This is a genomic window from Paenarthrobacter sp. NyZ202 (genome assembly GCF_049860755.1).
GTDB lineage: Bacteria > Actinomycetota > Actinomycetes > Actinomycetales > Micrococcaceae > Arthrobacter.
The window spans coordinates 393240-415859 of the sequence record NZ_CP187556.1; the positions used below are offsets into that span (position 1 = coordinate 393240).

Consider the following 22620-nt stretch of genomic DNA (forward strand, 5'->3'; position numbering starts at 1 on the left):
CGGCGCACATGCCTCGGGTCAGGTCTGGCTCTTGCCAGCGGGGGACACACACAAAGGAATAATCAATGGCTCAAGAAGCGGGCTCTGACGAACTGACCATGCGCGGGCAAGTGGTGGAAATTATTGGTGCCATCCTTGCGGACACCGAACCCCGTGGCGAAGAGTCGCGGAACAAACTCCGCCGTCTCGTGGAAGCCCATCCGGGCAATCCCGAGGCCGCCCTCCTGGAGCATCTGATCGAAACGCGCGAGGTAGCCGAGGCTGAGCGCGAGGTGCCGGTGGAACAGGCGTCCGCTAACCTCCACCTGGAGTCCTCCGACAACGCCCAAACCGTGGCTGTTCCCGTGAGCCATGCTGTTCGTGAGGACATCCAGGCCATCCTGAAGGACAAGCTCCTCCTGACGGCATTCCAGCCGGTCCATGCCCTCCCCGGGGGCGAGGTGGTGGGTGTGGAAGCGCTGACCAGGTTCGTGGGTGTGGATGGTGCAGGAGCGGATGTCTGGTTCCGCGAGGCCGAGGAGGCGGGACTCGGCACGGAACTCGAGATTGCCGCACTGCTGTGTGCCCTGACAGCCGCCAAGGACGTTCCCGAGGACATTGCCGTAGCGCTCAACCTCACCCCCGCAACCTCCAGGGATCCCCGGGTGCGCAACCTGCTGGCAGCGTCGCCACTGGCACCTGAACGGATCATCATCGAATTGAACGGCAGCCTGGCCGGAGCGGGAGTCCATTCCAGTGACGGCCTGGGACCCCTGCGGCGGCTGGGTCTTCGGATCGCCGTCAGCGCTTCCGGGGCCGGGTACGTGTCCATGGACAGGCTTGAAGAGCTCAACCCGGACATCATCAAGCTGGACCGCCATCTGATCGAAGGCATCGGGTCCAGCGACGGCCAGAAGCTCCGTGCCCGCGCTGTGGCGGAGCTTGCGCGTGAACTTGGGGCCTTCGTGGTGGCCGAGGGCGTGGAAACCCCGGAGGAACTGGACGAAGTGACAGCCTTGGACATCACGGCTGCGCAGGGTTACCTCCTGGGCCGGCCGTCAGTGCACCCCCTGGATTGGTCTGCCTGGAGCATCAAGGCGCAGGCTCAGCCGGCCCAATAACGGTGGTTCCCGCGGCCCAGTGGTTGTAAGTGTGCTTACCATACTCTGGTTGATCTGAAACGGGAGGCTGGAAACCATGCCGATGTGGCTGCAGGCGCTGATGTGGGGAACGGTGGCAGGCGGGGCGTTGGTCCTGGGTGCCGCGGTTGCCTGGATCTGGAAAGTGCCGGGCAAAGTCGTCTCCACCATCATGGCCTTTGGCGCAGGGGTGCTGATCTCTGCGCTCGCCTTTGAACTGGTGGACGAGGCAGTGGAAGGCGGTGGGCTGGTGCCCACCGTGGCCGGTTTCCTGGTGGGCGCCCTGATTTTCGTAGGCTCCAACGTGCTGCTGGCCAAGGCGGGGGCCAGGCACCGGAAGCGTTCGGGCGGTCGCCAGCCGTCGGAAAAGGATTCGCCGGGCAGCGGCACGGCGATCGCCGTTGGAGCGTTGATCGACGGCGTCCCGGAGTCCGTGGTGCTGGGTGTCGGGTTGCTGGCATCCGGTACGGTCAGTCCCGCCATGCTGGCCGCAGTCTTCATCTCCAACGTCCCGGAAGGCCTGTCCAGTACAGCAGGGATGAAGAAGGCGGGGCGAAGCCCTGCCTACGTCTTCGGTACCTGGGGCGGAATCGCGGTGTTCAGCGGGCTTGCCTCACTGGTTGGCTACACAGCCCTGGAAAGCGCTCCCGATGCCCTGATCGCGTTCATCACGGCGATTGCCGCCGGCGGGATCCTCGCGATGCTCGCCGACACCATGATTCCCGAGGCCTTTGAAGAGCACCACAACCTCACCGGCCTGACAGCCGCCGTCGGATTCCTCACGGCCTTCACCGTGCACCACGTGGGCGGCTGACCGCCACGGTCAACCTCGGTCAGCTGTGGCTCCGCAGCCGTTCCTCGCCCTCCGCGTACAGATCCAGGAGCTTCCGGGCGTGGGTGCCGTCCGCCCCTTCCTCCGCGAGCGCCGAACGCATGTCGTCCAGCTTCTGCGCTCCTGCAGGGAAGGGCGGAAGGAGGGGAACGTTGGGGTCGGTCAGTACTTCCAGTACGGAGGGCCGGTCGGCAGCAAGGGCCTCCTCCCAGGCCGCGCCGAGCTTCGTTGGGTCATCCACGCGAAGGCCCTTCAGGCCCAGCAGTTCCGCATAGCCGGCGTAGTCGAAGCCGGGGATTACCTGGCTGGCAGGAAAGCGCGGTTCGGCTTCGGTTTCGCGCTGTTCCCACGAGACTTCGGCGAGGTCGCGGTTGTGGAAGACGCACACCACGAACCGCGGATCGGCCCATTCGCGCCAGCGGTGGGCGACGGTGATCAGTTCGGCGACGCCCAGCATCTGCATGCCGCCATCGCCGGCAAGAGCCACCAGCGGCCGGTCCGGGTGGGCGAGTTTGGCGGCCAGTCCGTAGGGGACGGCGCAGCCCATGCTGGCGAGCGTTCCGCTCAGGTGCGCCGGAACTCCCTCGGGGAGGGTCAACTGCCGCGCGTACCAGTAAACGCAACTTCCGACGTCGACCGCCACCTGGGCGTTGTCCGGAAGCCGGCCGTTAAGTTCGCGCACCACCAGTTCCGGGTTGACCGGGCTGGCGGCGATCCCGGCGCGTTCTTCCGACAGGGTCCGCCAGGCGCGGACCTGATGCCCGACGTCGGCACGCCACTGGGCGCGTTGGCTCTCTTTGTCCTGTTGCAGGGCTTCGAGCCGGACCGCCAACTGCCGCAGCGTCTCGGCGGCATCACCCACCAAGCCGGTCTCCACCGGGTACCGGTTGGCGATCTTGCGGCCGTCAATGTCGATCTGCACCGCCCTGGCCTGGCCGGGCTTGGGATAAAACTCGGTCCAGGGGTCGTTGGAGCCGACGATCAGCAGGGTGTCGCAGTTTTCCATCAGGTAGGCGCTCGCGGTGGTGCCGAGGTGGCCCATGGTGCCGGCGGCGAAGGGAAGGGTTTCATCCACATACGGTTTGCCGAGGAGGCTGGTGGTGATGCCGGCATTGAGCTTCTCCGCAAGATCCACCACTTCCTTCCGTGCGTTGCGGGCGCCCTGGCCGACCAGCAGGGCAATCCGCTCTCCGTGGGACAGGATCCCGGCTGCGGCGTCGAGCTCCTGGTCCCGGGGCATCACGCGGGCCGGATGCCAGACCGGGGCCGTGACCACGATGCCGTGTTCCGGCTCGAGCCCGGGTGCGCCGGCGGTTTGTACGTCGTGCGGGACAATCACTACGCACGGTGTCCGGGTTTCCAGGGCGGTGCGGAAAGCCCGGTCCATCAGCATGGGCACTTGCTCGGGGGAGCTGGCCAGCTGGGCGAACTGCGCGGCAACGTCCTTGAAAAGGGTCAGGAGGTCTATCTCCTGCATGTAGGCAGAGCCCAGTACGGTCCGGCTTTGCTGGCCGATGATGGCGACCACCGGCACCCCGTCCATTTTGGCGTCATAGAGGCCGTTGAGCAGGTGGACCGCGCCGGGACCCTGCGTTGAGGTCACGACGCCCACACCGCCCGTGTACTTGCCATGTCCCACGGCCATGAAGGCAGCGGCTTCCTCGTGCCGGGCCTGGACGAACTCCACTTCACCCTCGGCACGGCGCAAGGCCCCCATGAACCCGTTGATGCCGTCTCCGCTGTATCCGAAGACCCTGTTGACACCCCACGCTGTGAGGCGTTCCACCATGAGATCCGAAACTGTTCGCTGCGACATGAGGCTATGGTAAGCATGCTTATCTATCCGCTGGCGAGTACAAACCCTTCAGCAGTTCGATGATCGCCTCCAACTCCCGGGGCTTGTCTCGTCCGGTCCAGGCCGCATGCACGGGAACGGGCGGCGCGTCGCGGACAGGGCGGTAGGTGACGCCCCGCCGTCGATATTGATGCGCGGTGGAGGCGGCGGTGATGCCTCGTGCCGCACCGCTGCCGATCACCGTGAGCCAATCGTCGGTGTCGTTGATGGGGATCACCTCGGGGGGTCCACCCTGCGGGGGCCATAACTCGAGTGTGGTGCTGCCGGTGCGTTGGTCCATGGCCACAGGCAGCGTCGCGATCTGCGCCAACGTGACTGTCCGCTTGGAGGCAAGCGGATCGTCAGTCGACATGGCGCAGTAGCGCTTCTCCTCACCTATCAGGACATGCTCGACGGCGGCGCCTGGTGGCAGGCGCCGAAGGATCGCCATGTCAGTGGTTCCGTCGGTCAGCCCGCCGCTGGGTGTGTTGGACCGGACCAGCTGCAGTTCGGTGTCCGGGAAGCGCCCCTTCCACAGTCTCTGGAACTCCGTGGTGTGCTCGCCCAGGGCCGACCAGGCGTAGCCGATCCGGATCTTCCCGGTGCCGGCGCGGGCGTCCCGTTCAAGGTCCGCCAACAGGCCGAGGATCCGGCGCGCGGTCGCTGTCGCCCGCTCGCCGGCTGCCGTGAGGCCCGCACTCCTGGTGGTCCGTCGCACCAGCTGTGTCCCCAGAGCCAGCTCAAGTGCTGCGATGTTCCGGGAGACTGCTGCCTGGGACATCCTCAGTTCAATCGCAGCGTCGGTGAACGTGCCTTCATCCACCACCGCCAGCAGGCACCGCAGTTGCCGCAGTTCCACATCCATGCGGCCCATCCTATTCATGCATGCAGCGTATAAATAGGGTGGCTTATGCATTTAGCGGATGGGCCTTCCGCGCGCAGACTCTCCCCATGACCGAAACGACTCCATCAGCAACTGCGGGCAAGGCCGGCGGAGCAGCCACGCTGGTGGCCAGTGCCCTCTCCAACCAGCTCGGAGCCGCGACGGCTTCGCTGGCGTTTCCGGTCATCGGGCCGGTGGGGGTGGTGGCTGTCCGCCAACTCGTGGCTGCGGCCGTGCTCTTGCCCTTGGTCCGGCCACGCCTGCGGGACCTGGCCTGGCGGCAGTGGTGGCCGGTCCTCCTGCTGGCTGTTTCCTTCGGCACCATGAACCTCGGGCTGTACGCGTCAGTCCAGCGGATCGGCCTAAGCCTGGCCGTCACGCTGGAATTCCTGGGGCCCCTCGCAGTGGCATTGGCCAGTTCGCGGCAGAAGACCAGCGCCCTCTGTGCGGTGGCTGCTGCGGCGGGTGTCGTGGCCATCACCAATCCGGAAGCATCCACGGACTTCGTGGGCATCGGCTTCGGACTGGTGGCTGCGTGCAGTTGGGCGGCCTACATCCTCCTCAACCGCGTAGTGGGCCAAAGAACCCAAGGCATCCAAGGCACAGCTGCCGCCACGGGAGTATCCGCGACGCTCTTCCTGCCTGTCGCCGTCGTGATTTTCCTGAGCCAGCCCGTGGATGGATTTACGGTTCTGTGTGCGGTGGCCGCCGGGATCCTGGCTTCCGTGCTGCCGTACGTGGCGGACCTGGTCGCGCTGCGCAGGGTACCCGCCAGCCTGTTCGGCATCCTGATGAGCATCAACCCCGTGTTCGCGGCAATCATCGGAGCGCTCGCGCTGCGCCAGGAGCTGGCGCCCGTCCAGTGGGTGGGCATTGGGCTGATCGTGGCTGCGAACGCGGGGGTGTTGCTGCTCAGGCGCTCGCGTTAGGCCGGTGCATCGCCGGATGAGCCCCGCACCTGCAACTGCGACGGAACCTGGTGCAGTCGCGCGGGCAGGTCCGGGGTGCTGAGGCGTTCCAGGATGAACTTTCCTGCTTCGACGCCCACGGCGAGGTTTCCGTTGTCCACCGAGGTCAGGGAGAGGTGCCGGATCTTGGCCAGGTAGGTGTTGTCGTAGCCCACCAGCGAAAGGTCTTCGGGAACGGAGAGGCCAAGATCGTCGGCGGCGGAGAGGGCGCCGATGCAGGCGATGTCGTTGTAGGCGAAGATGGCGGTGGGACGTTCCGTTCCCGCCAGCAAGCGGCTTGCGGCGGCGTAGGCACTTTCCTCGGTGACTCCGCCGGTCAGCACCACCGGCTTGCATCCGGCACCCACCATGGTCCGCTCAAAGGACAACCGGCGCAGCCTGCCCACTTCGCCCGGCCCTTGGAGGTGCGCGATGTGCCGGTGCCCCAGCGCGAGGAGGTGTTCGGTTGCTTGCCGCGCGCCGGCGTCGTCATCATTGACCACAATGTCGACGCCGTCCAACATCGGTTCGCGCGTCCCGGCCAGGACCACCGGGATGCTTTGCGCCGCCTTTTCGATGGCCGCCGACTCCGTGGTGGTTCCCACCACCACCAGGCCATCGATCCGTTGTTCAAGGAGGGTCTCCACAGAGCTGCGGCCCACCCGGTTGTCCGTGTAGGAGTCGGCCAGGACGGGCGAAATCCCGGCCGCGTGCAGCGATGCGGTGAGACCCTCGAGGAGTTCCACAAACCAGGGGTTGCGGATGTCGTTGAGCATCACGCCGATGGTTCCGCTCCGCGGTCCGGAGAGGCGCTGGGCCAGGCGGTTCGGCCTGTATCCGAGCTGGTCCATGGCTTCCAGGACAGCACGACGGCGGCCCTCGCTGACGTTGGCGGATCCCTGGAGGACCAGGGACACCAGGGATTTGGAGACGCCTGCGGCGCTCGCGACATCGCGGATGGTGGGTTTCGCGGCCGGCATGCAGTGTCTCCTCTCGTCCAGCGCTCCGCAACCAAGCTTAGGGGCTTGACGCTGGAGGTCCGTCACAGCCATTATGGACCGGTCCAAGTAAGTTCCAAAGAGTCAAAGAGGATCTCTCATGAGTGCACCGAACACACGGCAGCTGGTGGCCGGAATGGTAGGAGGAGGGCCCGGCGCGGACATCGGCAAGACGCATCGTTACGCCATGCGCCTGGACGGCCACTACGATCTCCGGGCCGGTATTTTTGGCCGGGACCCTGGTAGCTCCCGGGAGATTGCCGCCGGGCTGGGCATTCCGGAAGACCGGAACTACGCTGACATCCGCGACATGGCCCGCGCCGAGGCCGCCCGTGAAGATGGCCTTGACCTGGTGGTAGTGGCCACGCCCAATGACAGCCACTTCACGATCGCCCGGACTTTCCTGGAAAAGGGCATCTCCGTGGTGTGCGAAAAGCCGCTCACCCAGGACTCCGCCACCGCCGCCGAACTCGTGCGCATCGCCGGGGAAAACAACGCCATCCTGGCCGTTCCGCACTGCTACTCGGCTTACGCGATGGTCCGCCAGGCTGCCCGCATGGTCCGCAACGGTGAGCTGGGCTCGATCCGGTTTGTCGACGTCGAGCATGCCTCCGGCTGGGCGGCGACAGCCCTCGAAGAGCTGGACCACAAGCAGGCCAAGTGGCGCACGGATCCGGACGTCGCCGGTTTCCCGAGCGTCGTCGGGGACCTTGGCACCCATGCCTTCCACCTGCTCCGCTACATCACGGGCCTCGAAGCCGAGCGCCTGTCCGGCCGGCTGCAGACCTTCGTGCCCAACCGTCGCGTCTTCGACAACGCCACCGTTGAACTCGAACTCACCGGCAACGTCCCCGCCCGCGTCTGGGCCAGCATGGCGGCGACCGGGCACAACCACGGCCTCCGCATTCGCGTCTACGGCGAGAAGGGCAGCCTCGAATGGCAGCACGAGGATCCGCACCACCTCAAGGTCCAGGACCTCGCCGGCGCCGCCACCATCCTCACGCACGGCCTCAGCACACTGCACGACGACGCGTCCCGGCTCACCCGCGTGGGCCTCGGCCACCCGGAGGGCTTCCTTGAAGCCTTCGCGAATTTCTACTCCGACCTCGCCGAAGTGCTGCGTGCCCGCCGCGACTCTACGCCGCTCCCGGAGCGCGAGCTTTCCTTCCCCACCGGGATCGACGGCCTGATCGGTGTCCAGTTCGTCGAGGCCGTCGCCGCCTCGCACCACGATGATTCCGCGTGGAAAGTCCCCGCATTCGCCCTGGAGAAATCCGTCCCGGAGCAATCCGCCCTGAAGCAATCCGCCCCGGAGCAATCCGCCCTGAAGAAAGCAGTAGCCTGACATGCAACGTTTCGCCCTTGTGGGAGCCGGCTTCATTGGTTCCGTCCACGCCGCCAACCTTGCCGCCCACCCCGGCGTTGACTTCCGTTTGGTGTACGACGTCGACCCGCAGCGCGCGGGGTCGCTCGCCGTCGCGCATGGCGCCTCGGCAGCCACATCGCTCGAGGAGGTCTTTGACCCTGAGGCGATTGACGCCGTCTTCATCGCATCGTCCACCGATACGCACGCCGAACACCTGCGCCGCGCCGCCGCCGTCGGAATTGCCGCTTTGTGCGAGAAGCCCATTGACCTGGACCTGGACCGGGCCCGCGAGACCGCCGCTTTCGCGCAGGAGAGCGGCATCCCGGTGATGGTGGACTTCAACCGCCGCTTCGACCGGGACTACGCCGAACTCAAGCGCGTGGTGGACTCCGGCGGGATCGGAACCGTTGAGCTTATCCAGCTCACCTCGCGTGGCCCGTCCATGCAGCCGTTGTCCTACGTGGCCACCTCCGGCGGTCAGCTGCGCGACCAGACCGTCCACTTCTTCGACCTCGCGCGTTGGTTGTCCGGCCTGGATCCGGTGGAGGTTTTCGCCACGGGTTCGGCTTTGGCGGAACCGGCCATCACGCAGTACGACGACGTCGACACTTCCGCGGTCACGTTGCGGCTCCCCGGAGGGGCGTTGGTCCAGATCGATTCCGTGCGCCGCACCGGCTACGGGTACGACGAGCGGATCGAGATCATGGGCTCTGAGGGAATGGTGGAAGCCCGAAGCCACCGGAACGGCGCCGTATCCCGGTACTCGGGTGGTGCTGTGGTGGAGGACGGGCTGCACCCGGGATGGTTCGAACGTGTGCAGCCAACGTACGCGGCGGCACTGGCAGAATTCGTGTCCTCGCTGGAAGGCAGCCCGGCGTCCATTCCCGCGCTGGAGGACGGTTTGAAAGCCCAAGCCATCGCCGAAGCCGCCGTGCTCTCCCTGCGCTCCGGACGCATGGAACCCATCAAGTACTAACCCAAGTAGGTCGCATTTGTGCGCGTTTTGAGCGCTCAAAACGCGCACAAATGCGACCCAGTTGGGAGGGGCGGGCGTTAGGTGAAGGCGGCGCGGAAGGCGGCGAGGGCGGTGTCGCCTGCCTCGATGCCCTGGCCACCCGCGGCTCCGGCTTCCATCCCGATCACTCCGGTGTACCCGGCGTTACGGAGTGCCTTGGCAATGGCCGGGTAGTTGATCTCCCCGGTCCCGGGCTCGAAACGTCCGGGAACGTCGGCCACCTGGATTTCGCCGGTGTACGGCTGTGCCGCCCGGACCAGTTCGATCAGGTTCCCTTCGCCAATTTGAGCGTGATAAAGGTCCAGCATCATTTTGACGTTCGGATGATCCACGGCCTGGACCAGTGCCAGCGTGTCCTTGGCCCGGGCGAGTGGAATGCCCGGGTGGTCGAGGATGGTGTTCAGGTTTTCGAGCGCGAACGTGATGCCGTGCTTCGCGCCCAAAGCTCCGAGCTTCTCCAGCGTGCGGAGTCCGGTCAGCCACATTTCTCCCGTGGAGCGGTGCGTTGGCCTCACGGCACGCCCGCCCTCGCCCAGTTCGGCCGGGTGCACCACCATCCGCTCCACACCCAAATCCAGGGCAGTAGGAATGAGCTTCTCCGCCGAGGCCAGGACCTCGTGGGCGTTGGCGGGGTCGATGACACTGCCGCCAAAATAGCCGCTCATGGAGGAGAAACAGGCGCCGGTCGCCGCCAACCCGGAGATGTCCCGCCCACGGGTGTCCCAGAGTTCCACCTCAAAACCCTGATCGTGGATCCTGCGCACACGGTCGATCAGCGGCAGTTCGCCGTAGACCATTTCGGCGCAGACAGCCAAGCGGAAACTCATGCTCCGGCTCCCTGCAACTGCACGGCATCTTCGGCCGGGCGGAGCTCAGCGATCTCCGAAACGTCTACCGGCTGCCCGGTTTCGGCGGACTTGAACGCAGCCAACGCCACGGCCAAGGCGTTCCGGGCGTCGACCCCGCCGGGAGCGGCGGTAGGCGAGGCGGCCGCCGTCGTGCTTTCAAAGCCGCGGCGTGCCGCGACGTCGTGTGCAAAGTGCGCCAGCTCATCGGTGTAGGCGTCGTGGAACAGGTGGATGTTCAGGCGCGTGGTGTCCGAGGCGATGCCGGCAGCGGTGTAACTGGTGGCGTTGGTGGCCTGGGGCGTGCCTGCGGTGACCATGCCTGCGGATCCGAAGACTTCGCCGCGGACGTCGTAGCCGTAGAGGGCGTTGAAATTCGCTTCCGCTACTGCGATGGCGCCGTTACTGTACGTGACGGTCACGACGGCGGTATCCAGCAACCCGCCCGCCTTCGCCTCGGGTGCCACCAGGGCATCGGCAACGGCGTGGACCTTGACGGGGACGGCGCCGGGGTTGAGCCAGTTGAGGGTGTCGAAGTCGTGGATCAGGGTTTCCAGGAAGATGGTGCCCGGTGCGATGCGTCCAGGATTGCCAAGGCCGGCTTCCGTGCCTGGGTCGCGGGTGAGGGAGCGGAGAAGTTGCGGCGTGCCCACAACGCCGTCCTCGATCAGCCTGCGTGCGGCCGCGAAGTCGCTGGAGTAGCGGCGGTTGAAACCAAAGCGAAGGACGACGCCGGCACTCGCCGCCGCCTCGATGGCCGCGTCCAGTTCCTCGATGGTTCGTCCGCCGGGCTTTTCGCAGAAGATGTCCTTGCCGGCCTTCGCGGCGGCCTGGATCAGTTCCGCGTGGAAGCGCAGGGGAGTGGCGATGAGGACCGCGTCCACGTCGGGATCGGCAAGGACATCTGCGGCATCGGTACTGATCTTGGTGACCCCGAACGTGGTGGCCAGATCCTGGACGGCGGGAAGGAGGGGGTCGGCGATGGCTTCCAGCCGGGCATCCGGAATCCGGCGTGCGATGGAACCGGCGTGGAATTTGCCGATCCAGCCGGCGCCAAGCAGGGCAATCCGGACCGGCCGGCTTTGGGGCGCGGAATGCTGGAGGTATGTCATGTCGACTCCTGGTTCTCCTGGTTCTCCTGGTCTAGATCGTTCTAGTCAGTCCATGGTGGCACGTGCCGGACGTGGTGTCTAGATCGTTCTAGTTCACGTGTCAAAAGGAACCTGGCCCGGAACGCAAAACTTCTTTCAAAACCTCCGTCACGATCTTTGGTCAGGTGGCACATATCCAGTGCCCAAGTCGTTGCCCGGTGTGCAGTGCCGTCGCCCTTTTCGGTACAAATCCACGGGCAATGCTGAGTGAGCAGCGATGGATGTGGTGGGTTCTGGGGCCCACCCGGGGCGCCGTCGCTGTGGAACCGGGCTAGTGCGGTCGGTCGTCTGAGTCGCGGCCGGCCGCACGTCTGGTACCTGTCACCCCATGGTCCGGCCATCCGCCGGGCAAACCGAGCGCCAGTCATCTGCTGGATCGTTCTATAGACTTGCTCCGTCGGAGGAGGGCCATGGCAGGAAAACGCCCCACGTTAATGGACGTGGCAGAGGCAGCCGGAGTTTCCCGGGCGTTGGTGTCGATCGTGATGCGCAACGCCCCGGGTGCGTCCGAGGCCACCCGGGCCAGGGTTTTGGAGGCCGCCGGAAACCTCGGCTACCGCCCGGACAGCAGGGCGCGGCTGCTCCGCAGTTCACGGACCAGGCTCTTGGGCGTCACCTTCTCCACGGCACAAGCGTTCCATGCCGAAATCGTGGAGGCAGCGTATGCCGGAGCCGCCCACCGTGGTTACGACATCGCCCTCAGCGCAGTCACAGGGGACCGCCCGGAGTCGCAGGCCGTGGAGTCGCTGTTGGATTTGGGCTGCGAAGCCCTGATCATGATTTCCCCGGCGCTGGGGCAGGACGAACTGGAACGCTGTTCCGCACGGCTGCCGGTGGTGAGCCTGTTGCGCGACGACGTTGGCCCTACCGTGGACTCAGTCAGCAGCGACGACCTCCAAGGCATCCGGCTGGCAGTGGACCACTTGGTATCGCAAGGGCACCGCAGGATTGTGCACGTCCACGGCGGAACTGCCGTGTCCGGATCCAGGCGCCGTGAGGCTTTCGTCCAGGAGATGGAAAGCAGGGGCCTGGAGGCGCGTGTTGTCCAGGGCGGGGCCACGGAAGAGGACGGCATGCGCGCAGGCCAGGCGCTGCTGGACGAGTTGCCCACGGCGGTCCTGGCCTTCAATGACCGCTGCGCCTTGGGCATCCGGGAGAGCTTCCGCGCCGCAGGGCTAAGGGTGCCGGAAGACGTTTCCCTGATGGGCTACGACGACAGCCAGTTCGCGCGCCTCAGCTATGTGCAGCTCACGTCAGTCAGCCAGGACGCGCCACTGCTTGCCAGGGCCGCGGTGGACAGGGCCATTGACAGGCTGGAAGGCGCGGCGACTCCCACCCACGCTGTACGGACTCCCCACGTGGTGCTCCGCCGGACAACGGGGCCTGCCCCCGCGCAGTAACAACCTATGCCGGTGAATGACCTGCAGTTGAAGGACGGCCGGCCGGATCGGGCGAATCCGAGGACAGCGGGTGCTGGATCTCGTCCACCGTCATCCGTGCCGCGAACAGGGCAACGAAGGCCATGATGGGGCATACCAGCCCGCCCACGAAGAAGATCAGCCAGATGGGAACCACCTCGGCCAGCGGACCCGCGAGGGCCATGGACACCGGCATCAGGGCCAGGGACACAAAGAAGTCCAGGCTTGAGATCCGGCCCAGCAGATGTGGTGGCACCCTCCGCTGCAGGAGCGTTCCCCAAATGACCACACCGACGCCCTCGGTGACTCCGAAGACCACCATGGCAGCCGCGAGGACCCACACGCTGTCCATGAACCCGATGGCCGCCACCGGCAGGCTGCCCACGCCCCAGGTCACGATCATCACCGTGAGGTAGCGTCGGGGCAGCCGGAAGGATGCCGTAGCCAGGGACGCCACGGCGCTGCCCACGCCCATGATCGCCAGCAGGAAGCCGAACATCCGCGAGTCACCGCCCAGTTGGTCCCGAACCACAAAGGGCAGCAGGACCTCGATGGGGCCGATAAGAAACAGCACCGACAGGCAGGCCCACAGCAGGGTCCACAACAGCCAGGGAGTGCGGATCGTGTAGCTGAATCCCTCGCGCAGGTCGTGAAAGAGGGACGTCCGGGCCGGGACTTCCGCTCCGGCCAGGTCTGCGGTGGGCCCGCGGATGTCCAGGTCCTGCCGGCTCAGGAAATTCAGGATGCCGAAGGCCACCAGGTGGCAAACGGCGACTCCTGTCACCGCGAACGCAGGGGACAGGGACGCCACCACAATGCCCGCAAGCGCCGGGCCTGCTGCCTGTTGGAGGATGGGGCGGACCGTGCCCTCCATGCCGTTGGCGGCCAGCAGGTCCTCGGGCGGCAGGATGCGGGGGAGCATGGCGGAGTACGCGGGGAAGAAAAATGCCTGTCCCACTCCCAGCACGAAGGCCCCGACCGCCAGGTGCCACAACTGCAGGAGGTTGAGCAGTGCCAGCAGGGAGACCGTGGCGATCACTGCCAGGTTGACACCCTCCACCGCAATGATGAGGAGGCGCTGGCGCATGCGGTCCGCTGCGATGCCGCCGATCAGGACGAACGCCACCAGGCCCACGCCGGCCGCGGTTGCCACAAAGGACAACTCCAAGGGACCGCCGCCGAGGTGGATGACCTCGTACACCATGGCCACGGCCCACATACCCGAGCCGAAAATGGAGACCGAAAGCGCGGCGATGAGCACCCGGAATTCACGGTGTGCAAAAGGGCGCAACGCCCTCAGAGCGGCCATTCCACCAGCCTAGACCCGGCAGCGGCCACAGGCGAGAGCGGGTCAGGAAGCTCCCGGCGCCGACTGGTCGTCGTCCGTGTCCGGTCCCTCTGCGGGATCCTGGCTATGGATGCCGATGTCGTCCGGTACCCAATCCTCGGTCCCGCCCTCGGCCGGGGAATCTGTGTGGTGCCTGATCACGTGTTCGTTCTTGTCGGCTGGGTTCATTACGGATACTCCTGTCCAGGGGACTGCTTCCGTGAATGCACCCTAGTCTACGCCCGGTGTGCAGCCGGCGTGGCATAGGCTGAACGCAGTAGTTCTTCGGAAACGAGCCAGCTGCCATGGAGAGGTGAAGATGCCCAAGCGACCCAACCCCGCTGTGAAAATCGCCCAAAAGACAGCACACAACGCCGTGTTCGACGCCCAGGGAAACACCAAGCCGGGCGTGCACACCGCCCTGCTCAAGGCCGTGGACGTGCAAAGGCCCCTGGTCCTGGCGAACCTCAGGAGGATGCAGCGGCGGCACCCCCACGCGACTCCCGCGCAACTGGCCGCCAAACTCGAGCGTGACTACCTGGCCGCCGTGGCAGGCGGGGGAGCAGCGGTAGGCGCTACCGCCGTCGTACCTGGTATTGGAACCGCAGCTTCGCTGGGACTGTCCGCGCTGGCCACCGTGGGTTTCCTGGAGACCACGGCACTGTATGCGTCGTCGCTGGCCGAACTGCATGGAATCCGGCTGACCGACCCCGAAAGGGCCAGGACCATGGTCATGGCCATCATGCTGGGCGAGGAAGGCACATCCCTGCTGGGAGCACTCAGCGGACAGTCGCTGGGCCGCGGGAAAGGCATCACCAACGAATGGGGCCGCACCCTGACCAAGAAGATACCGGGCAGCGGGTTCGGCGTGATCCGCGACGCCATCCAAAGGGCCTTCCTGAAGAGCCTGGTGAAGCGGCAGGGAACGGCACTGCTGGGCAGGGCCCTGCCGTTCGGGGTGGGAGCGGTGGTTGGCGGCGCCGGCAACCTCATGATGGGCAGGGCTGTGGTGGCCACGGCCAAGGAAGCATTCGGGCCGCTGCCGGACACCGTACCCGGTGAACTCCAGCCCGGCGCAGCCAGGCAGGATCTTCCCTTGGAAGGGGGCACCGGTGGATCTGAACGCTGACCTGGGCGAGTCCTTCGGCTCGTGGACCATGGGCGATGACGCCTCCATGTTCAGGATCGTCAGCAGCGCCAACGTGGCCTGTGGCTTCCATGCCGGCGACCCCCTCACCATGCTGGACAGCTGCCGTGCCGCCTTCGACCTCGATGTCCGGGTGGGCGCCCATGTGGGGTACCGCGACCTCGCAGGGTTCGGGCGGCGGTCACTGGATATGAGCTTCGATGAACTTTTCGGGGATGTCCTCTACCAACTGGGCGCCCTGGATGGGGTAGCCCACGCGGTGGGAGCCTCCGTGGACTACGTCAAGCCGCACGGCGCGCTCTATAACAGGATTGTCCATGACCCGGACCAGGCCGAAGCCGTGGTGGCCGCCGTGCACGCCTACGACCCCGGCCTGCCGGTGCTCGGATTGCCGGGTTCGACATGGCTGAAGCTGGCCGAAGAGTCCGGCCACCCCGTGTTCGCGGAAGCGTTCGTTGACCGGGCCTACCTCCCGGACGGCACGCTGGTTCCACGCTCGCAGGACGGCGCGGTACTGCACGACCCGGAGGCCGTGGTTGCCCAGGCAGTACGGCTGGCGACGCGGGCCGAAGTGGTGGCCGTTGACGGTTCCGTGGTGTCCGTCCGGGCCGATTCCCTGTGCATCCACGGTGACACCCCGGGCGCTGTGGACATGGCTGTGGCCGTGCGGCAGGGACTTGAACGCGCCGGTGTGGAGATCGAAGCGTTCGCCTAGGCACGGCTTGGCCAGACCAAAGGAGGCCTGATGAGTGCGATAGTGATGGACCCCGGTGCTTCCGCCGTGGTGGTGGCGCCGGAACAGGCCCTGGACAGGGCGTCCCTGAACCTGGCGAATGCGCTGCTGGGAAACGCCGGTGAGGCTGCCGGGCTTGAGGTCCTGGTGGGTGGCCTCCGCCTGCGGTTTGTCACCGGTTCCGCCGTGGCTGTCTCCGGCGCGGAGGGCATGGTCAAGCTCAACGGCTCAGAGCTGCCCCTGAACAAGGCGGTCCGGGTGGCCCCCGGTGCCATGCTCGAGTTCGGCCCTGCCCTGTTCGGCATCCGCTACTACCTCGCGGTGCAAGGCGGCATGGAACCGCAGTCCGATGCCTTGACCACAGGGCGGACGCTAACCTTCGGGCCGCCCAACGGGCACACCTTCCCGGCCGTGACCCGGACCGCCCGCCGTGCCCTGGATCGTGAACGACCCGTGGTCGCCAGGGTGGAGCCCGGCCCGGACGTTGAAAAATACGACGCCGCCACCTGGCTGAGGTTGACCACGGAACCCTGGACGCTCTCGCCTGAGTCGGACCGCGCCGGAGCGCGGCTGGTGGGGCGTTCCCTGCACCCGGCCGACGGACCTGCCCAGGGCTTCCACGAGGCGGGCGAAGCACCCCAGGCCCGACCGCTGGTGACAGGCTCGGTCCTGCTCCCGCCGTCGGGCCTTCCCATCATTGCGCTGGCCGGACACCCGGCTACGGGTTCCTCGCCCGTGATTGCGGTGGTCCGCGACGAAGACCTGGACGCGCTGGGCCAGGCAAGACCCGGCCAGATGGTGCATCTGTTGCGCTGAGCCTCACCCGAACAGCAGGTGAGCCACCGAAAAGATGGCCAGCCCGGCCAGGGCTCCGACCACAGTTCCGTTGATGCGGATGTACTGCAGGTCCTTGCCCACCTGGAGTTCGATCTTCTGGGAGGTTTCCTCCGCGTCCCACCGCGCAACAGTATCGGAGATGACACCCGCGATGTCTGAGCGGTACGTGTTCACCAGATAGCCGGCGGCGTCTCCGATCCACGCGTTCACCTTCCCGGCGAGCTCGTGGTCGTTGACCAACCGGGTACCGAAATCGCGGACGGCGCCCTTGAAGCGCAGGCTCAGTTCACTGTCGGGATCGTCGACGGCGGCGAGCAGCGCGTTCTTGACGGTACCCCAGGTGCGGGAAGCCAGCTCGCGGACCTCGGGGTCACCGAGGATCTGTGCCTTGATGGCTTCGGCCCGTTCGATCATGGCGGGGTCGTGCTGCAGGTCCTGGGCGAGTTCGGTGAGGTAGGCATCGATGGACTGGCGTACCTGGTGGTTCTGGTCGTTCTGCACGGCACGGATGAACTTCAAGAGTTCCACGTACACCTTGTCACCCACGAGCCCGTCCACGAACGTTGGCACCCACACCGGCGAGCGGTCCGAGACCAGGCGGTTGACGGTGGCGTGGTTGGCATCCACCCAGTCCGCTGCCCGGTCCACCAGCAGGTCCACAAGCTTGTGGTGGTGGCCGTCGGCGAAGATCCGTTCCGCCATCCGTCCCACGGGCGGACCCCAGGGAGGCGTGAGCAGGTGCTTTCGGACCATCCCCTCGATCACGGCCTGGACGTCGTCGTCATTAAGCACGGTGAAGGCACCGCGGATCAGTGCGCCGCCTTCCTTGGCTACGCGCTCGGGACCGCCGGGACCGGAGAGCCAGGCGCCGGCCTTCCGGGCTATGTCGATGCTGGCCAGCTTGTCCTGCACCACTTCCTGGGACAGGAAGTTGCTCTCCACGAAGTTGCTCAATGACTCGCCGATCTGGTCCTTGCGGCGCGGGATGATGGCCGTGTGCGGGATCTTGAGGCCCATGGGGTACTTGAACAGCGCCGTGACGGCGAACCAGTCCGCCAACGCGCCCACCATGCCGCCCTCGGCCGCGGCCCGCACGTATTCCAGCCAGGGGTATTCCTTTTGGAATGCGAAGGCAACCATGAAGACCACAGCCATGACAATCAGCAGGGACAGTGCCAGCCGCTTCATACGGCGCAGCGCCGCAGCCTTCTCCTCGTCTCCGGAGGAAGGCCCGACGACGGCGGACCCACCGCGGGTGCGTGCGGTGCCTGCCGCCGGTGTGGCTGGGGAATGGTTGGTGACGTCTTCGGCTGGGATTTGTTCAGAGTTCACCTGCATTAATCCAGCCTAGCCCCGAGCGTCCAACAGCGTGGGCTACCGTGTCTGCATGACAAGTGACGACTTCGTTCCCGCCCGGCCCAAGGTCTACGCGCACCGGGGAGCCAGCGCTGCCTTCGCCGAGCACACCAGGGCTGCCTACTTGAAGGCCATTGCCGATGGTGCCGACGGTGTTGAATGCGATGTCCACCTGACCAGGGACCAGCATGTGGTCCTCCTGCACGATGCCACCCTGGACCGAACGTCAACGGGGACCGGGCCGGTTGCGGAGAAGACGCTGGACGAACTGCGTGCCCTGGACTTCTCCTCCTGGAAGGGCGCCCGCATCCCGGACGCTTACGGCGGGACGGCCGACCAGTTCCTGACGCTGCCGGAGCTGCTGGACATCCTGCGCGGAGCCGGGCGGGAAATCGGGCTGGCCATCGAGTTGAAGCATCCAAGCCCCTACCGGCTCAAACTGGAGGACAGGGTGCTGGACCTGTTGCGCAGCGAAGGCTGGAGCCCGGAGGAATCACGGCTGGACAATATCCGGATCACGTTCATGAGCTTCGACACGGATTCCATCCAGCATCTTCTGGCGTCTGTGCCCGGTGAGCACATCTGCCAGTTGGTGGACAACTTCACCGCGCAGGAAATCCGGGAAGACCTGGGCTTCGGCCCGATCACGGCAGGCGCGCTGGCCAATGTCATGAGGGCAACGCAGCAGGAAGCCGAGCGGGTCCTCGACGCGGGCGAGGTACTGATCGCCGGGCCGGGAATCGATTATGTGCGCGAGCATGCCAGGAACGTCCAGCGATGGCTTGAGTCCGGCCGTATTTTCCGTGTCTGGACAGTTGATTCAGACAAGGATGTAGCCCTGTGCCAGGGGCTGGGCATCCACGAGATCACCACCAACAAGCCTGCCCAGGTCCTGGCCCAGCTCGCCGTCCCAACTAAGTAGCACTTGTGCGCGTTTTGAGCGCTCAAAACGCGCACTAATGCGACCTGGTTGGGGAAACTTTGGCGGGTCTCCCGGCCGTTGTGATTGAGTGGTCTCATGTCGCTACGCCGTTCGCCCACACCATCGCACCTCTTACATTCCGTCTCAGTAATAGGAATGAGCGCGCTCCTCCTGGCCAGCGGCATGAAGCACTTCCGCACTCCGCAGTTCTACTACCCCGTGGTTCCGGAGTATCTCTGCCGCCGGGACGAGCCCGGCAGCAAGGCCAATGGTGCCCTGGCCGTGATGTCCCGTGAGGAATGGGTGGCGTCCTCCGGCCTGATCGAGGCGGCACTCGGCGTCGGCCTTTTGATTCCCGCTACCCGCAAAGCCGCGGCGGACGCGACAACTGCGATGTTTACAGTATTCCTTGCCGGGCATATTGATGCTCTGCGTCGTGCATACGGGCCGGAGGGGACACCGGCTGAACGCAGGGTCCACACCTTGCGATTGCCCCTCCAGGCCCCTTTGATCCTGTGGTCATGGAGCCTGCGGAAATGAGCGGTCCCTCCCAGGAAGCGGGTCCCATGAAGCTCCGGGACTCGCCGGCTTTCAAGATCGCACTTTCCCTGAGTATCGCCACTGGCTTGTACGGGGTTTCCTTCGGGGCGCTCTCCGTTGCTTCCGGATTCGACGTCTGGCAGACCATGGTGCTGAGCCTGTTGCTGTTCAGCGGAGGATCCCAGTTCGCGTTCATCGGGGTTGTTGCCGGTGGCGGCTCCGGCGTGGCAGCCATGACGGCCAGTGCACTGCTGGGGCTGCGCAACGGAATCTACGGTATGCAGATCAATGCCATGCTGCATCCCCGCGGATGGCGCCGGTATGTGTCCGCGCACATCACCATCGACGAATCCACGGCAACGGCGTCGGGCCAAACAGATGCGGGCGAGCAACGCCGGGGATTCTGGACGGCCGGTATTGGCATATTCATTCTGTGGAATATCTTCACAGCTGTGGGTGCCCTGGCCGGCGATGCCATGGGGGATCCCAAGCAGTGGGGACTGGACGGCGCTGCGGTGGCTGCGTTCCTGGCGCTGCTATGGCCGCGGCTCAAGGGCCGCGAACCGTGGGCCATTGCGGCTGCCTGTGCCTTGGCGACCATCCTGGCCGTTCCGTTCGTACCGTCCGGCGTGCCAATCCTGGTGGCAGCGGTGATCGCAGGCGTCATCGGCTGGTTCAGCCACGCCCGTATGGACGAAGGACTGGAACCGGATATTGACCCCTACGCGGGACGCCACGGCCATGGGCGGGAGGGATCCTCGTGAATCTGTGGCTCTGGATCCTGATTGCCTGCGCCCTGGCCTACCTCACCAAGCTCGTGGGGTACTTCGTTCCGGCCAAGCTGCTGAAGAGCCCGCGTATCATGCACATCGCCGGGACCATGACCATCGGCCTCCTGGCCTCCCTGACGGCAGTCAATGCCTTGGCCTCGGGCCAGGGGCTGGTGCTGGATGCCCGCATCGGCGCACTGGCGGCGGCCGCGGTGGCCCTGTGGTTGCGGGCGCCGTTCCTGGTGGTGGTTATATCCGGTGCTGCCGCGGCGGCGCTGTTGCGGCTGCTCGGCTGGGGCTGAAACCTAGACGACGTCGGACAAGGTGACGCCGGGGATATCGGACTGTTCGGGCAGCGGCCGCGATGGCCGCTGGGTGCGGATGGCATCTTCGATCAGCGCCACCGGGCGCTTCCATGCCTGTGAGCCGGGTTCCATGGTGTCCACGGCACCGATGAGCATGGCCAGCAGGCGGACCATGTCCTCGATGGTGATGTCTTTGCGCAAGGACCCCTGGCCCTGTCCGCGCTCCAGCAAAGTGGCCATGGAGCCGATAAGTCCACCGGTGATGCCCATGAGCAGGCCGCGGCGCCCGGCCACCGCGTTGAGCAGGTTGGCGTCTTCGCTGGCCACGTGGACCACGGCGTCGATCACGTTGATCAGGCCCTCCGCCGCGTCCATACCGTCGAGTGCCGCCTCGGCCACGGGATCCACGTGCTGGCGGAGCTGGCGGGACAACGCCGCCAAAACCAATTGCTCCTTGTCGGCAAAGTTGCGGAACAAGGTTGCGGGGCCCACTCCTGCGGTGGAGGCGATGGTCTGCAAGGGAACGTCCGGGCCGTGTTCGCGGAAGCACTGCCGGGCGGCGGTGATGATCTTGTCCACATTGCGTGCAGCGTCCGCCCGGAGGGGCTTGCGTTGGGAGGGCTGTTCCATGCTTGCCAGACTAGCAACGGAGCGGGTGGGCGCCGTGGTTACGCGGGAGTAGGCCGTTATATGACATACCGGTACATGAAACACTGGTTTTCATGTTGCTTGCATTTTCAGTTGCTCCTTCCGGCCAGCCTGCTTCCGCCTCCGAAGGCGGACCCTCAGCGGACGCATCGGTCCACGATGCCGTAGCGGCCGCCGTCAGGATTGTCCGTGAGTCCGGCCTGCCGAACAGTACCGATTCGATGTTCACCACCATTGAGGGTGAATGGGATGAGGTTTTCGACGTCGTCAAGCGCGCCACCGAGGCGGTGGGCCGGTACGGCAGCCGGGTCAGCCTGGTCATCAAGGCCGACATCCGCCCCGGCTACACCGGCGAGTTGACCGGAAAGGTCGAGCGGCTGGAGAGGGCCCTCGGCAACCAGGAGTAGTTCCTTCCCCCGGAGGCGCCACAGGTGCCAGACTGGGGCCCATGGTTGAACACGCAGCCGAACCCGCATGGGTTGAGGTGGAGCAATACCTGACTGACGTCGTCGTAGGTCCGGATCCTGCGCACCAGCGCGCCTTGGAATCTGCCGTCCAAGCGGGAATGCCGCCCATTGAGGTGGCTCCCACCGCCGGGAAGTTGCTCAAACTGTTAGTGCAGCTGAGCGGTGCCCGCCGAATCCTGGAAATCGGAACCTTGGCCGGTTTCAGCAGCATCTGGATGGCGCAGGGACTTCCCGACGACGGCCGCCTCGTCACGTGCGAATACCTCCGGAAGCACGCGGACGTGGCGCGGGCCAACGTGGACGCGGCGGGTGTTGGCCACAAGGTGGAGATCAGGGTGGGCGCGGCCTTGGACACCCTGCCGACGCTGGCCGCGGAGGAATCCTTCGACTTCGTTTTCATCGACGCGGACAAGGACAACGATGCCAATTACCTGGACTGGGCCATCCGACTGGGCCACCCGGGGACGGTGATCGTGATGGACAACGTCATCTGGGACGGTGCGATCCTTGAGCCGGAACGGGACGAGGTTAATGCCCCCGGCATCATCCGGGCCCTGGACATGCTGGGCCAGGATCCCCGGCTCGATTCCACCGCGATCCAGACCGTGGGCAGCAAGGGCTGGGACGGCTTCGCGCTGGCAAGGGTGCGCTGATGGATTTCACCATCCGGCCGGCCCGGGTCCACGACGCAGAGGACATGGCGCTCATGCACCTCCAGTCGTGGCGGGAGAGCTACGGACATCTTCTTCCGGAGGAGTTCTTTGTACGGCAGGAAGCCGGCCTGGGCGCCAGGATCGAACGGTACCGGGAGTACATCGCAGCCGGCCACCAGCGCGTGGTTGCCCACGACCCGAAGGGTGGATTGGTGGGCATCGCGGCGGCCGGGCCGGGCAGGGACGAAGACAGTCCGTGCGGGCTGGAACTGTTCATGCTGTATACGCTGAAGCGGGTCCACGGGCAAGGCGTTGGGCAGGCACTGGTGGATGCGTTGATCGGCACGGGTCCGGCCTACCTCTGGGTCCTGGACGACAACCCCCGGGCCCAGGCGTTCTATCGCCGCAACGGTTTCGTCCCGGACGGGAAGCGCCAACTGTGCGATCCTTCGTGGCACTCACTGCCGGAGCACCGCATGGTGCGTGCCGCCGTCGGGCGTTGATTTCG

25 protein-coding genes are annotated in these 22620 nt (G+C 65.9%); 16 read left to right on the forward strand and 9 right to left on the reverse strand.

The window, feature by feature from the left end; all coding sequences use genetic code 11:
• The first annotated feature begins 65 nt into the window (after positions 1 to 65).
• Both ACPFL9_RS01950 and ACPFL9_RS01955 read left to right on the forward strand, forming a co-directional pair.
• Positions 66 to 1100: an EAL domain-containing protein gene (locus ACPFL9_RS01950; RefSeq protein ID WP_426005505.1), complete on the forward strand. Its 1035-nt coding sequence runs from the start codon at positions 66 to 68 to the stop codon at positions 1098 to 1100.
• Positions 1101 to 1176: 76 nt separating this feature from the next.
• On the forward strand, positions 1177 to 1932 hold the full coding sequence (locus ACPFL9_RS01955; protein WP_426005506.1) for a ZIP family metal transporter: 756 nt from the start codon (positions 1177 to 1179) through the stop codon (positions 1930 to 1932).
• Between the two features lie 19 nt (positions 1933 to 1951).
• On the opposite strand, the gene ACPFL9_RS01960 is transcribed toward ACPFL9_RS01955, so the two are convergent.
• On the reverse strand, positions 1952 to 3766 hold the full coding sequence (locus tag ACPFL9_RS01960; RefSeq protein ID WP_426005507.1) for a thiamine pyrophosphate-requiring protein: 1815 nt from the start codon (positions 3764 to 3766) through the stop codon (positions 1952 to 1954).
• 19 nt (positions 3767 to 3785) lie between these two features.
• Positions 3786 to 4667: a LysR family transcriptional regulator gene (locus ACPFL9_RS01965; RefSeq protein ID WP_426005508.1), complete on the reverse strand. Its 882-nt coding sequence runs from the start codon at positions 4665 to 4667 to the stop codon at positions 3786 to 3788.
• A 68-nt stretch (positions 4668 to 4735) separates the two neighbouring features.
• Between ACPFL9_RS01965 and ACPFL9_RS01970 the strand changes: the two genes are divergently transcribed.
• Complete coding sequence (locus ACPFL9_RS01970) at positions 4736 to 5596, forward strand: EamA family transporter (protein ID WP_426005509.1); 861 nt, start codon at positions 4736 to 4738, stop codon at positions 5594 to 5596.
• Here the strand turns inward: ACPFL9_RS01970 and ACPFL9_RS01975 are convergent.
• Complete coding sequence (locus tag ACPFL9_RS01975) at positions 5593 to 6594, reverse strand: LacI family DNA-binding transcriptional regulator (RefSeq protein WP_426005510.1); 1002 nt, start codon at positions 6592 to 6594, stop codon at positions 5593 to 5595. The two genes, ACPFL9_RS01970 and ACPFL9_RS01975, sit on opposite strands and share 4 nt — an antisense overlap.
• 118 nt (positions 6595 to 6712) lie before the next feature.
• Between ACPFL9_RS01975 and ACPFL9_RS01980 the strand changes: the two genes are divergently transcribed.
• Entirely contained in the window at positions 6713 to 7957 is a 1245-nt protein-coding gene (locus ACPFL9_RS01980; RefSeq protein ID WP_426005511.1) for a Gfo/Idh/MocA family protein, read from the forward strand.
• A 1-nt stretch (position 7958) separates the two neighbouring features.
• Positions 7959 to 8954: a Gfo/Idh/MocA family protein gene (locus ACPFL9_RS01985; RefSeq protein ID WP_426005512.1), complete on the forward strand. Its 996-nt coding sequence runs from the start codon at positions 7959 to 7961 to the stop codon at positions 8952 to 8954.
• 77 nt (positions 8955 to 9031) lie between these two features.
• On the opposite strand, the gene ACPFL9_RS01990 is transcribed toward ACPFL9_RS01985, so the two are convergent.
• Both ACPFL9_RS01990 and ACPFL9_RS01995 read right to left on the reverse strand, forming a co-directional pair.
• The gene (locus tag ACPFL9_RS01990; protein ID WP_426005513.1) at positions 9032 to 9820 is read right to left on the reverse strand and encodes a TIM barrel protein; all 789 of its coding nucleotides are present in this window, start codon (positions 9818 to 9820) and stop codon (positions 9032 to 9034) included.
• Entirely contained in the window at positions 9817 to 10950 is a 1134-nt protein-coding gene (locus ACPFL9_RS01995; protein ID WP_426005515.1) for a Gfo/Idh/MocA family oxidoreductase, read from the reverse strand. The genes ACPFL9_RS01990 and ACPFL9_RS01995 overlap by 4 nt, the downstream gene beginning before the upstream one ends.
• A gap of 449 nt (positions 10951 to 11399) precedes the next feature.
• Between ACPFL9_RS01995 and ACPFL9_RS02000 the strand changes: the two genes are divergently transcribed.
• On the forward strand, positions 11400 to 12389 hold the full coding sequence (locus ACPFL9_RS02000) for a LacI family DNA-binding transcriptional regulator (RefSeq protein ID WP_426005516.1): 990 nt from the start codon (positions 11400 to 11402) through the stop codon (positions 12387 to 12389).
• 4 nt (positions 12390 to 12393) lie between these two features.
• Here the strand turns inward: ACPFL9_RS02000 and ACPFL9_RS02005 are convergent, their stop codons facing one another.
• Complete coding sequence (locus ACPFL9_RS02005) at positions 12394 to 13716, reverse strand: MFS transporter (RefSeq protein WP_426005517.1); 1323 nt, start codon at positions 13714 to 13716, stop codon at positions 12394 to 12396.
• 42 nt (positions 13717 to 13758) lie between these two features.
• Positions 13759 to 13923 carry a hypothetical protein gene (locus ACPFL9_RS02010; protein ID WP_426005518.1) on the reverse strand — a complete coding sequence of 55 codons (165 nt, stop codon included), beginning with the start codon at positions 13921 to 13923 and terminating at the stop codon, positions 13759 to 13761.
• A 130-nt stretch (positions 13924 to 14053) separates the two neighbouring features.
• Between ACPFL9_RS02010 and ACPFL9_RS02015 the strand changes: the two genes are divergently transcribed.
• From ACPFL9_RS02015 to ACPFL9_RS02025, 3 genes are read left to right on the forward strand one after another with little or no spacing between them, the layout of a single operon-like run.
• Positions 14054 to 14863 (forward strand): hypothetical protein, encoded by an 810-nt coding sequence (locus ACPFL9_RS02015; protein WP_426005520.1) that lies wholly within the window; start codon positions 14054 to 14056, stop codon positions 14861 to 14863.
• Positions 14847 to 15596: a LamB/YcsF family protein gene (locus ACPFL9_RS02020; RefSeq protein WP_426005521.1), complete on the forward strand. Its 750-nt coding sequence runs from the start codon at positions 14847 to 14849 to the stop codon at positions 15594 to 15596. The genes ACPFL9_RS02015 and ACPFL9_RS02020 overlap by 17 nt, the downstream gene beginning before the upstream one ends.
• A gap of 30 nt (positions 15597 to 15626) precedes the next feature.
• Entirely contained in the window at positions 15627 to 16430 is an 804-nt protein-coding gene (locus ACPFL9_RS02025; RefSeq protein WP_426005523.1) for a biotin-dependent carboxyltransferase family protein, read from the forward strand.
• A 3-nt stretch (positions 16431 to 16433) separates the two neighbouring features.
• Here the strand turns inward: ACPFL9_RS02025 and ACPFL9_RS02030 are convergent, their stop codons facing one another.
• Positions 16434 to 17789 carry a DUF445 domain-containing protein gene (locus tag ACPFL9_RS02030; protein WP_426005524.1) on the reverse strand — a complete coding sequence of 452 codons (1356 nt, stop codon included), beginning with the start codon at positions 17787 to 17789 and terminating at the stop codon, positions 16434 to 16436.
• A gap of 49 nt (positions 17790 to 17838) precedes the next feature.
• Here ACPFL9_RS02030 and ACPFL9_RS02035 point away from each other — a divergent pair, with 49 nt between their 5' ends.
• From ACPFL9_RS02035 to ACPFL9_RS02050, 4 genes are all read left to right on the forward strand, one after another.
• The gene (locus ACPFL9_RS02035; RefSeq protein WP_426005526.1) at positions 17839 to 18729 is read left to right on the forward strand and encodes a glycerophosphodiester phosphodiesterase family protein; all 891 of its coding nucleotides are present in this window, start codon (positions 17839 to 17841) and stop codon (positions 18727 to 18729) included.
• 156 nt (positions 18730 to 18885) lie between these two features.
• Positions 18886 to 19269: a DoxX family protein gene (locus ACPFL9_RS02040; protein ID WP_426005528.1), complete on the forward strand. Its 384-nt coding sequence runs from the start codon at positions 18886 to 18888 to the stop codon at positions 19267 to 19269.
• A gap of 26 nt (positions 19270 to 19295) precedes the next feature.
• Positions 19296 to 20033 (forward strand): AzlC family ABC transporter permease, encoded by a 738-nt coding sequence (locus ACPFL9_RS02045; RefSeq protein ID WP_426007469.1) that lies wholly within the window; start codon positions 19296 to 19298, stop codon positions 20031 to 20033.
• The gene (locus ACPFL9_RS02050; protein WP_426005529.1) at positions 20030 to 20341 is read left to right on the forward strand and encodes an AzlD domain-containing protein; all 312 of its coding nucleotides are present in this window, start codon (positions 20030 to 20032) and stop codon (positions 20339 to 20341) included. The genes ACPFL9_RS02045 and ACPFL9_RS02050 overlap by 4 nt, the downstream gene beginning before the upstream one ends.
• A gap of 3 nt (positions 20342 to 20344) precedes the next feature.
• Here the strand turns inward: ACPFL9_RS02050 and ACPFL9_RS02055 are convergent, their stop codons facing one another.
• Entirely contained in the window at positions 20345 to 20974 is a 630-nt protein-coding gene (locus ACPFL9_RS02055; protein WP_426005530.1) for a TetR/AcrR family transcriptional regulator, read from the reverse strand.
• A 92-nt stretch (positions 20975 to 21066) separates the two neighbouring features.
• Between ACPFL9_RS02055 and ACPFL9_RS02060 the strand changes: the two genes are divergently transcribed.
• The 3 genes from ACPFL9_RS02060 to ACPFL9_RS02070 are packed head-to-tail and all read left to right on the forward strand — an operon-like array spanning position 21067 to position 22615.
• Positions 21067 to 21399 carry a thiamine-binding protein gene (locus ACPFL9_RS02060; RefSeq protein WP_426005531.1) on the forward strand — a complete coding sequence of 111 codons (333 nt, stop codon included), beginning with the start codon at positions 21067 to 21069 and terminating at the stop codon, positions 21397 to 21399.
• Between the two features lie 41 nt (positions 21400 to 21440).
• Positions 21441 to 22112, forward strand: coding sequence for an O-methyltransferase (locus tag ACPFL9_RS02065; protein ID WP_426005533.1), 672 nt, complete (start codon positions 21441 to 21443; stop codon positions 22110 to 22112).
• On the forward strand, positions 22112 to 22615 hold the full coding sequence (locus tag ACPFL9_RS02070) for a GNAT family N-acetyltransferase (protein WP_426005534.1): 504 nt from the start codon (positions 22112 to 22114) through the stop codon (positions 22613 to 22615). The genes ACPFL9_RS02065 and ACPFL9_RS02070 overlap by 1 nt, the downstream gene beginning before the upstream one ends.
• Positions 22616 to 22620 lie beyond the last annotated feature (5 nt).

What these genes read in the sequence shown, in the direction of transcription:
- ACPFL9_RS02070 (WP_426005534.1), top strand. Translation starts at nt 22,112, where the DNA reads ATGGATTTCACCATCCGGCCGGCCCGGGTCCACGACGCAGAGGACATG.
- ACPFL9_RS02045 (WP_426007469.1), top strand. Translation starts at nt 19,296, where the DNA reads ATGAAGCTCCGGGACTCGCCGGCTTTCAAGATCGCACTTTCCCTGAGT.
- ACPFL9_RS01980 (WP_426005511.1), top strand. Translation starts at nt 6,713, where the DNA reads ATGAGTGCACCGAACACACGGCAGCTGGTGGCCGGAATGGTAGGAGGA.
- ACPFL9_RS02040 (WP_426005528.1), top strand. Translation starts at nt 18,886, where the DNA reads ATGAGCGCGCTCCTCCTGGCCAGCGGCATGAAGCACTTCCGCACTCCG.
- ACPFL9_RS02055 (WP_426005530.1), bottom strand. Translation starts at nt 20,974, where the DNA reads ATGGAACAGCCCTCCCAACGCAAGCCCCTCCGGGCGGACGCTGCACGC.
- ACPFL9_RS01960 (WP_426005507.1), bottom strand. Translation starts at nt 3,766, where the DNA reads ATGTCGCAGCGAACAGTTTCGGATCTCATGGTGGAACGCCTCACAGCG.
- ACPFL9_RS02005 (WP_426005517.1), bottom strand. Translation starts at nt 13,716, where the DNA reads ATGGCCGCTCTGAGGGCGTTGCGCCCTTTTGCACACCGTGAATTCCGG.
- ACPFL9_RS02015 (WP_426005520.1), top strand. Translation starts at nt 14,054, where the DNA reads ATGCCCAAGCGACCCAACCCCGCTGTGAAAATCGCCCAAAAGACAGCA.
- ACPFL9_RS02010 (WP_426005518.1), bottom strand. Translation starts at nt 13,923, where the DNA reads ATGAACCCAGCCGACAAGAACGAACACGTGATCAGGCACCACACAGAT.
- ACPFL9_RS01950 (WP_426005505.1), top strand. Translation starts at nt 66, where the DNA reads ATGGCTCAAGAAGCGGGCTCTGACGAACTGACCATGCGCGGGCAAGTG.
- ACPFL9_RS01975 (WP_426005510.1), bottom strand. Translation starts at nt 6,594, where the DNA reads ATGCCGGCCGCGAAACCCACCATCCGCGATGTCGCGAGCGCCGCAGGC.
- ACPFL9_RS01955 (WP_426005506.1), top strand. Translation starts at nt 1,177, where the DNA reads ATGCCGATGTGGCTGCAGGCGCTGATGTGGGGAACGGTGGCAGGCGGG.
- ACPFL9_RS01965 (WP_426005508.1), bottom strand. Translation starts at nt 4,667, where the DNA reads ATGAATAGGATGGGCCGCATGGATGTGGAACTGCGGCAACTGCGGTGC.
- ACPFL9_RS02025 (WP_426005523.1), top strand. Translation starts at nt 15,627, where the DNA reads ATGAGTGCGATAGTGATGGACCCCGGTGCTTCCGCCGTGGTGGTGGCG.
- ACPFL9_RS01970 (WP_426005509.1), top strand. Translation starts at nt 4,736, where the DNA reads ATGACCGAAACGACTCCATCAGCAACTGCGGGCAAGGCCGGCGGAGCA.
- ACPFL9_RS02035 (WP_426005526.1), top strand. Translation starts at nt 17,839, where the DNA reads ATGACAAGTGACGACTTCGTTCCCGCCCGGCCCAAGGTCTACGCGCAC.
- ACPFL9_RS02065 (WP_426005533.1), top strand. Translation starts at nt 21,441, where the DNA reads ATGGTTGAACACGCAGCCGAACCCGCATGGGTTGAGGTGGAGCAATAC.
- ACPFL9_RS02000 (WP_426005516.1), top strand. Translation starts at nt 11,400, where the DNA reads ATGGCAGGAAAACGCCCCACGTTAATGGACGTGGCAGAGGCAGCCGGA.
- ACPFL9_RS02060 (WP_426005531.1), top strand. Translation starts at nt 21,067, where the DNA reads ATGTTGCTTGCATTTTCAGTTGCTCCTTCCGGCCAGCCTGCTTCCGCC.
- ACPFL9_RS01990 (WP_426005513.1), bottom strand. Translation starts at nt 9,820, where the DNA reads ATGAGTTTCCGCTTGGCTGTCTGCGCCGAAATGGTCTACGGCGAACTG.
- ACPFL9_RS01995 (WP_426005515.1), bottom strand. Translation starts at nt 10,950, where the DNA reads ATGACATACCTCCAGCATTCCGCGCCCCAAAGCCGGCCGGTCCGGATT.
- ACPFL9_RS02030 (WP_426005524.1), bottom strand. Translation starts at nt 17,789, where the DNA reads ATGCAGGTGAACTCTGAACAAATCCCAGCCGAAGACGTCACCAACCAT.
- ACPFL9_RS01985 (WP_426005512.1), top strand. Translation starts at nt 7,959, where the DNA reads ATGCAACGTTTCGCCCTTGTGGGAGCCGGCTTCATTGGTTCCGTCCAC.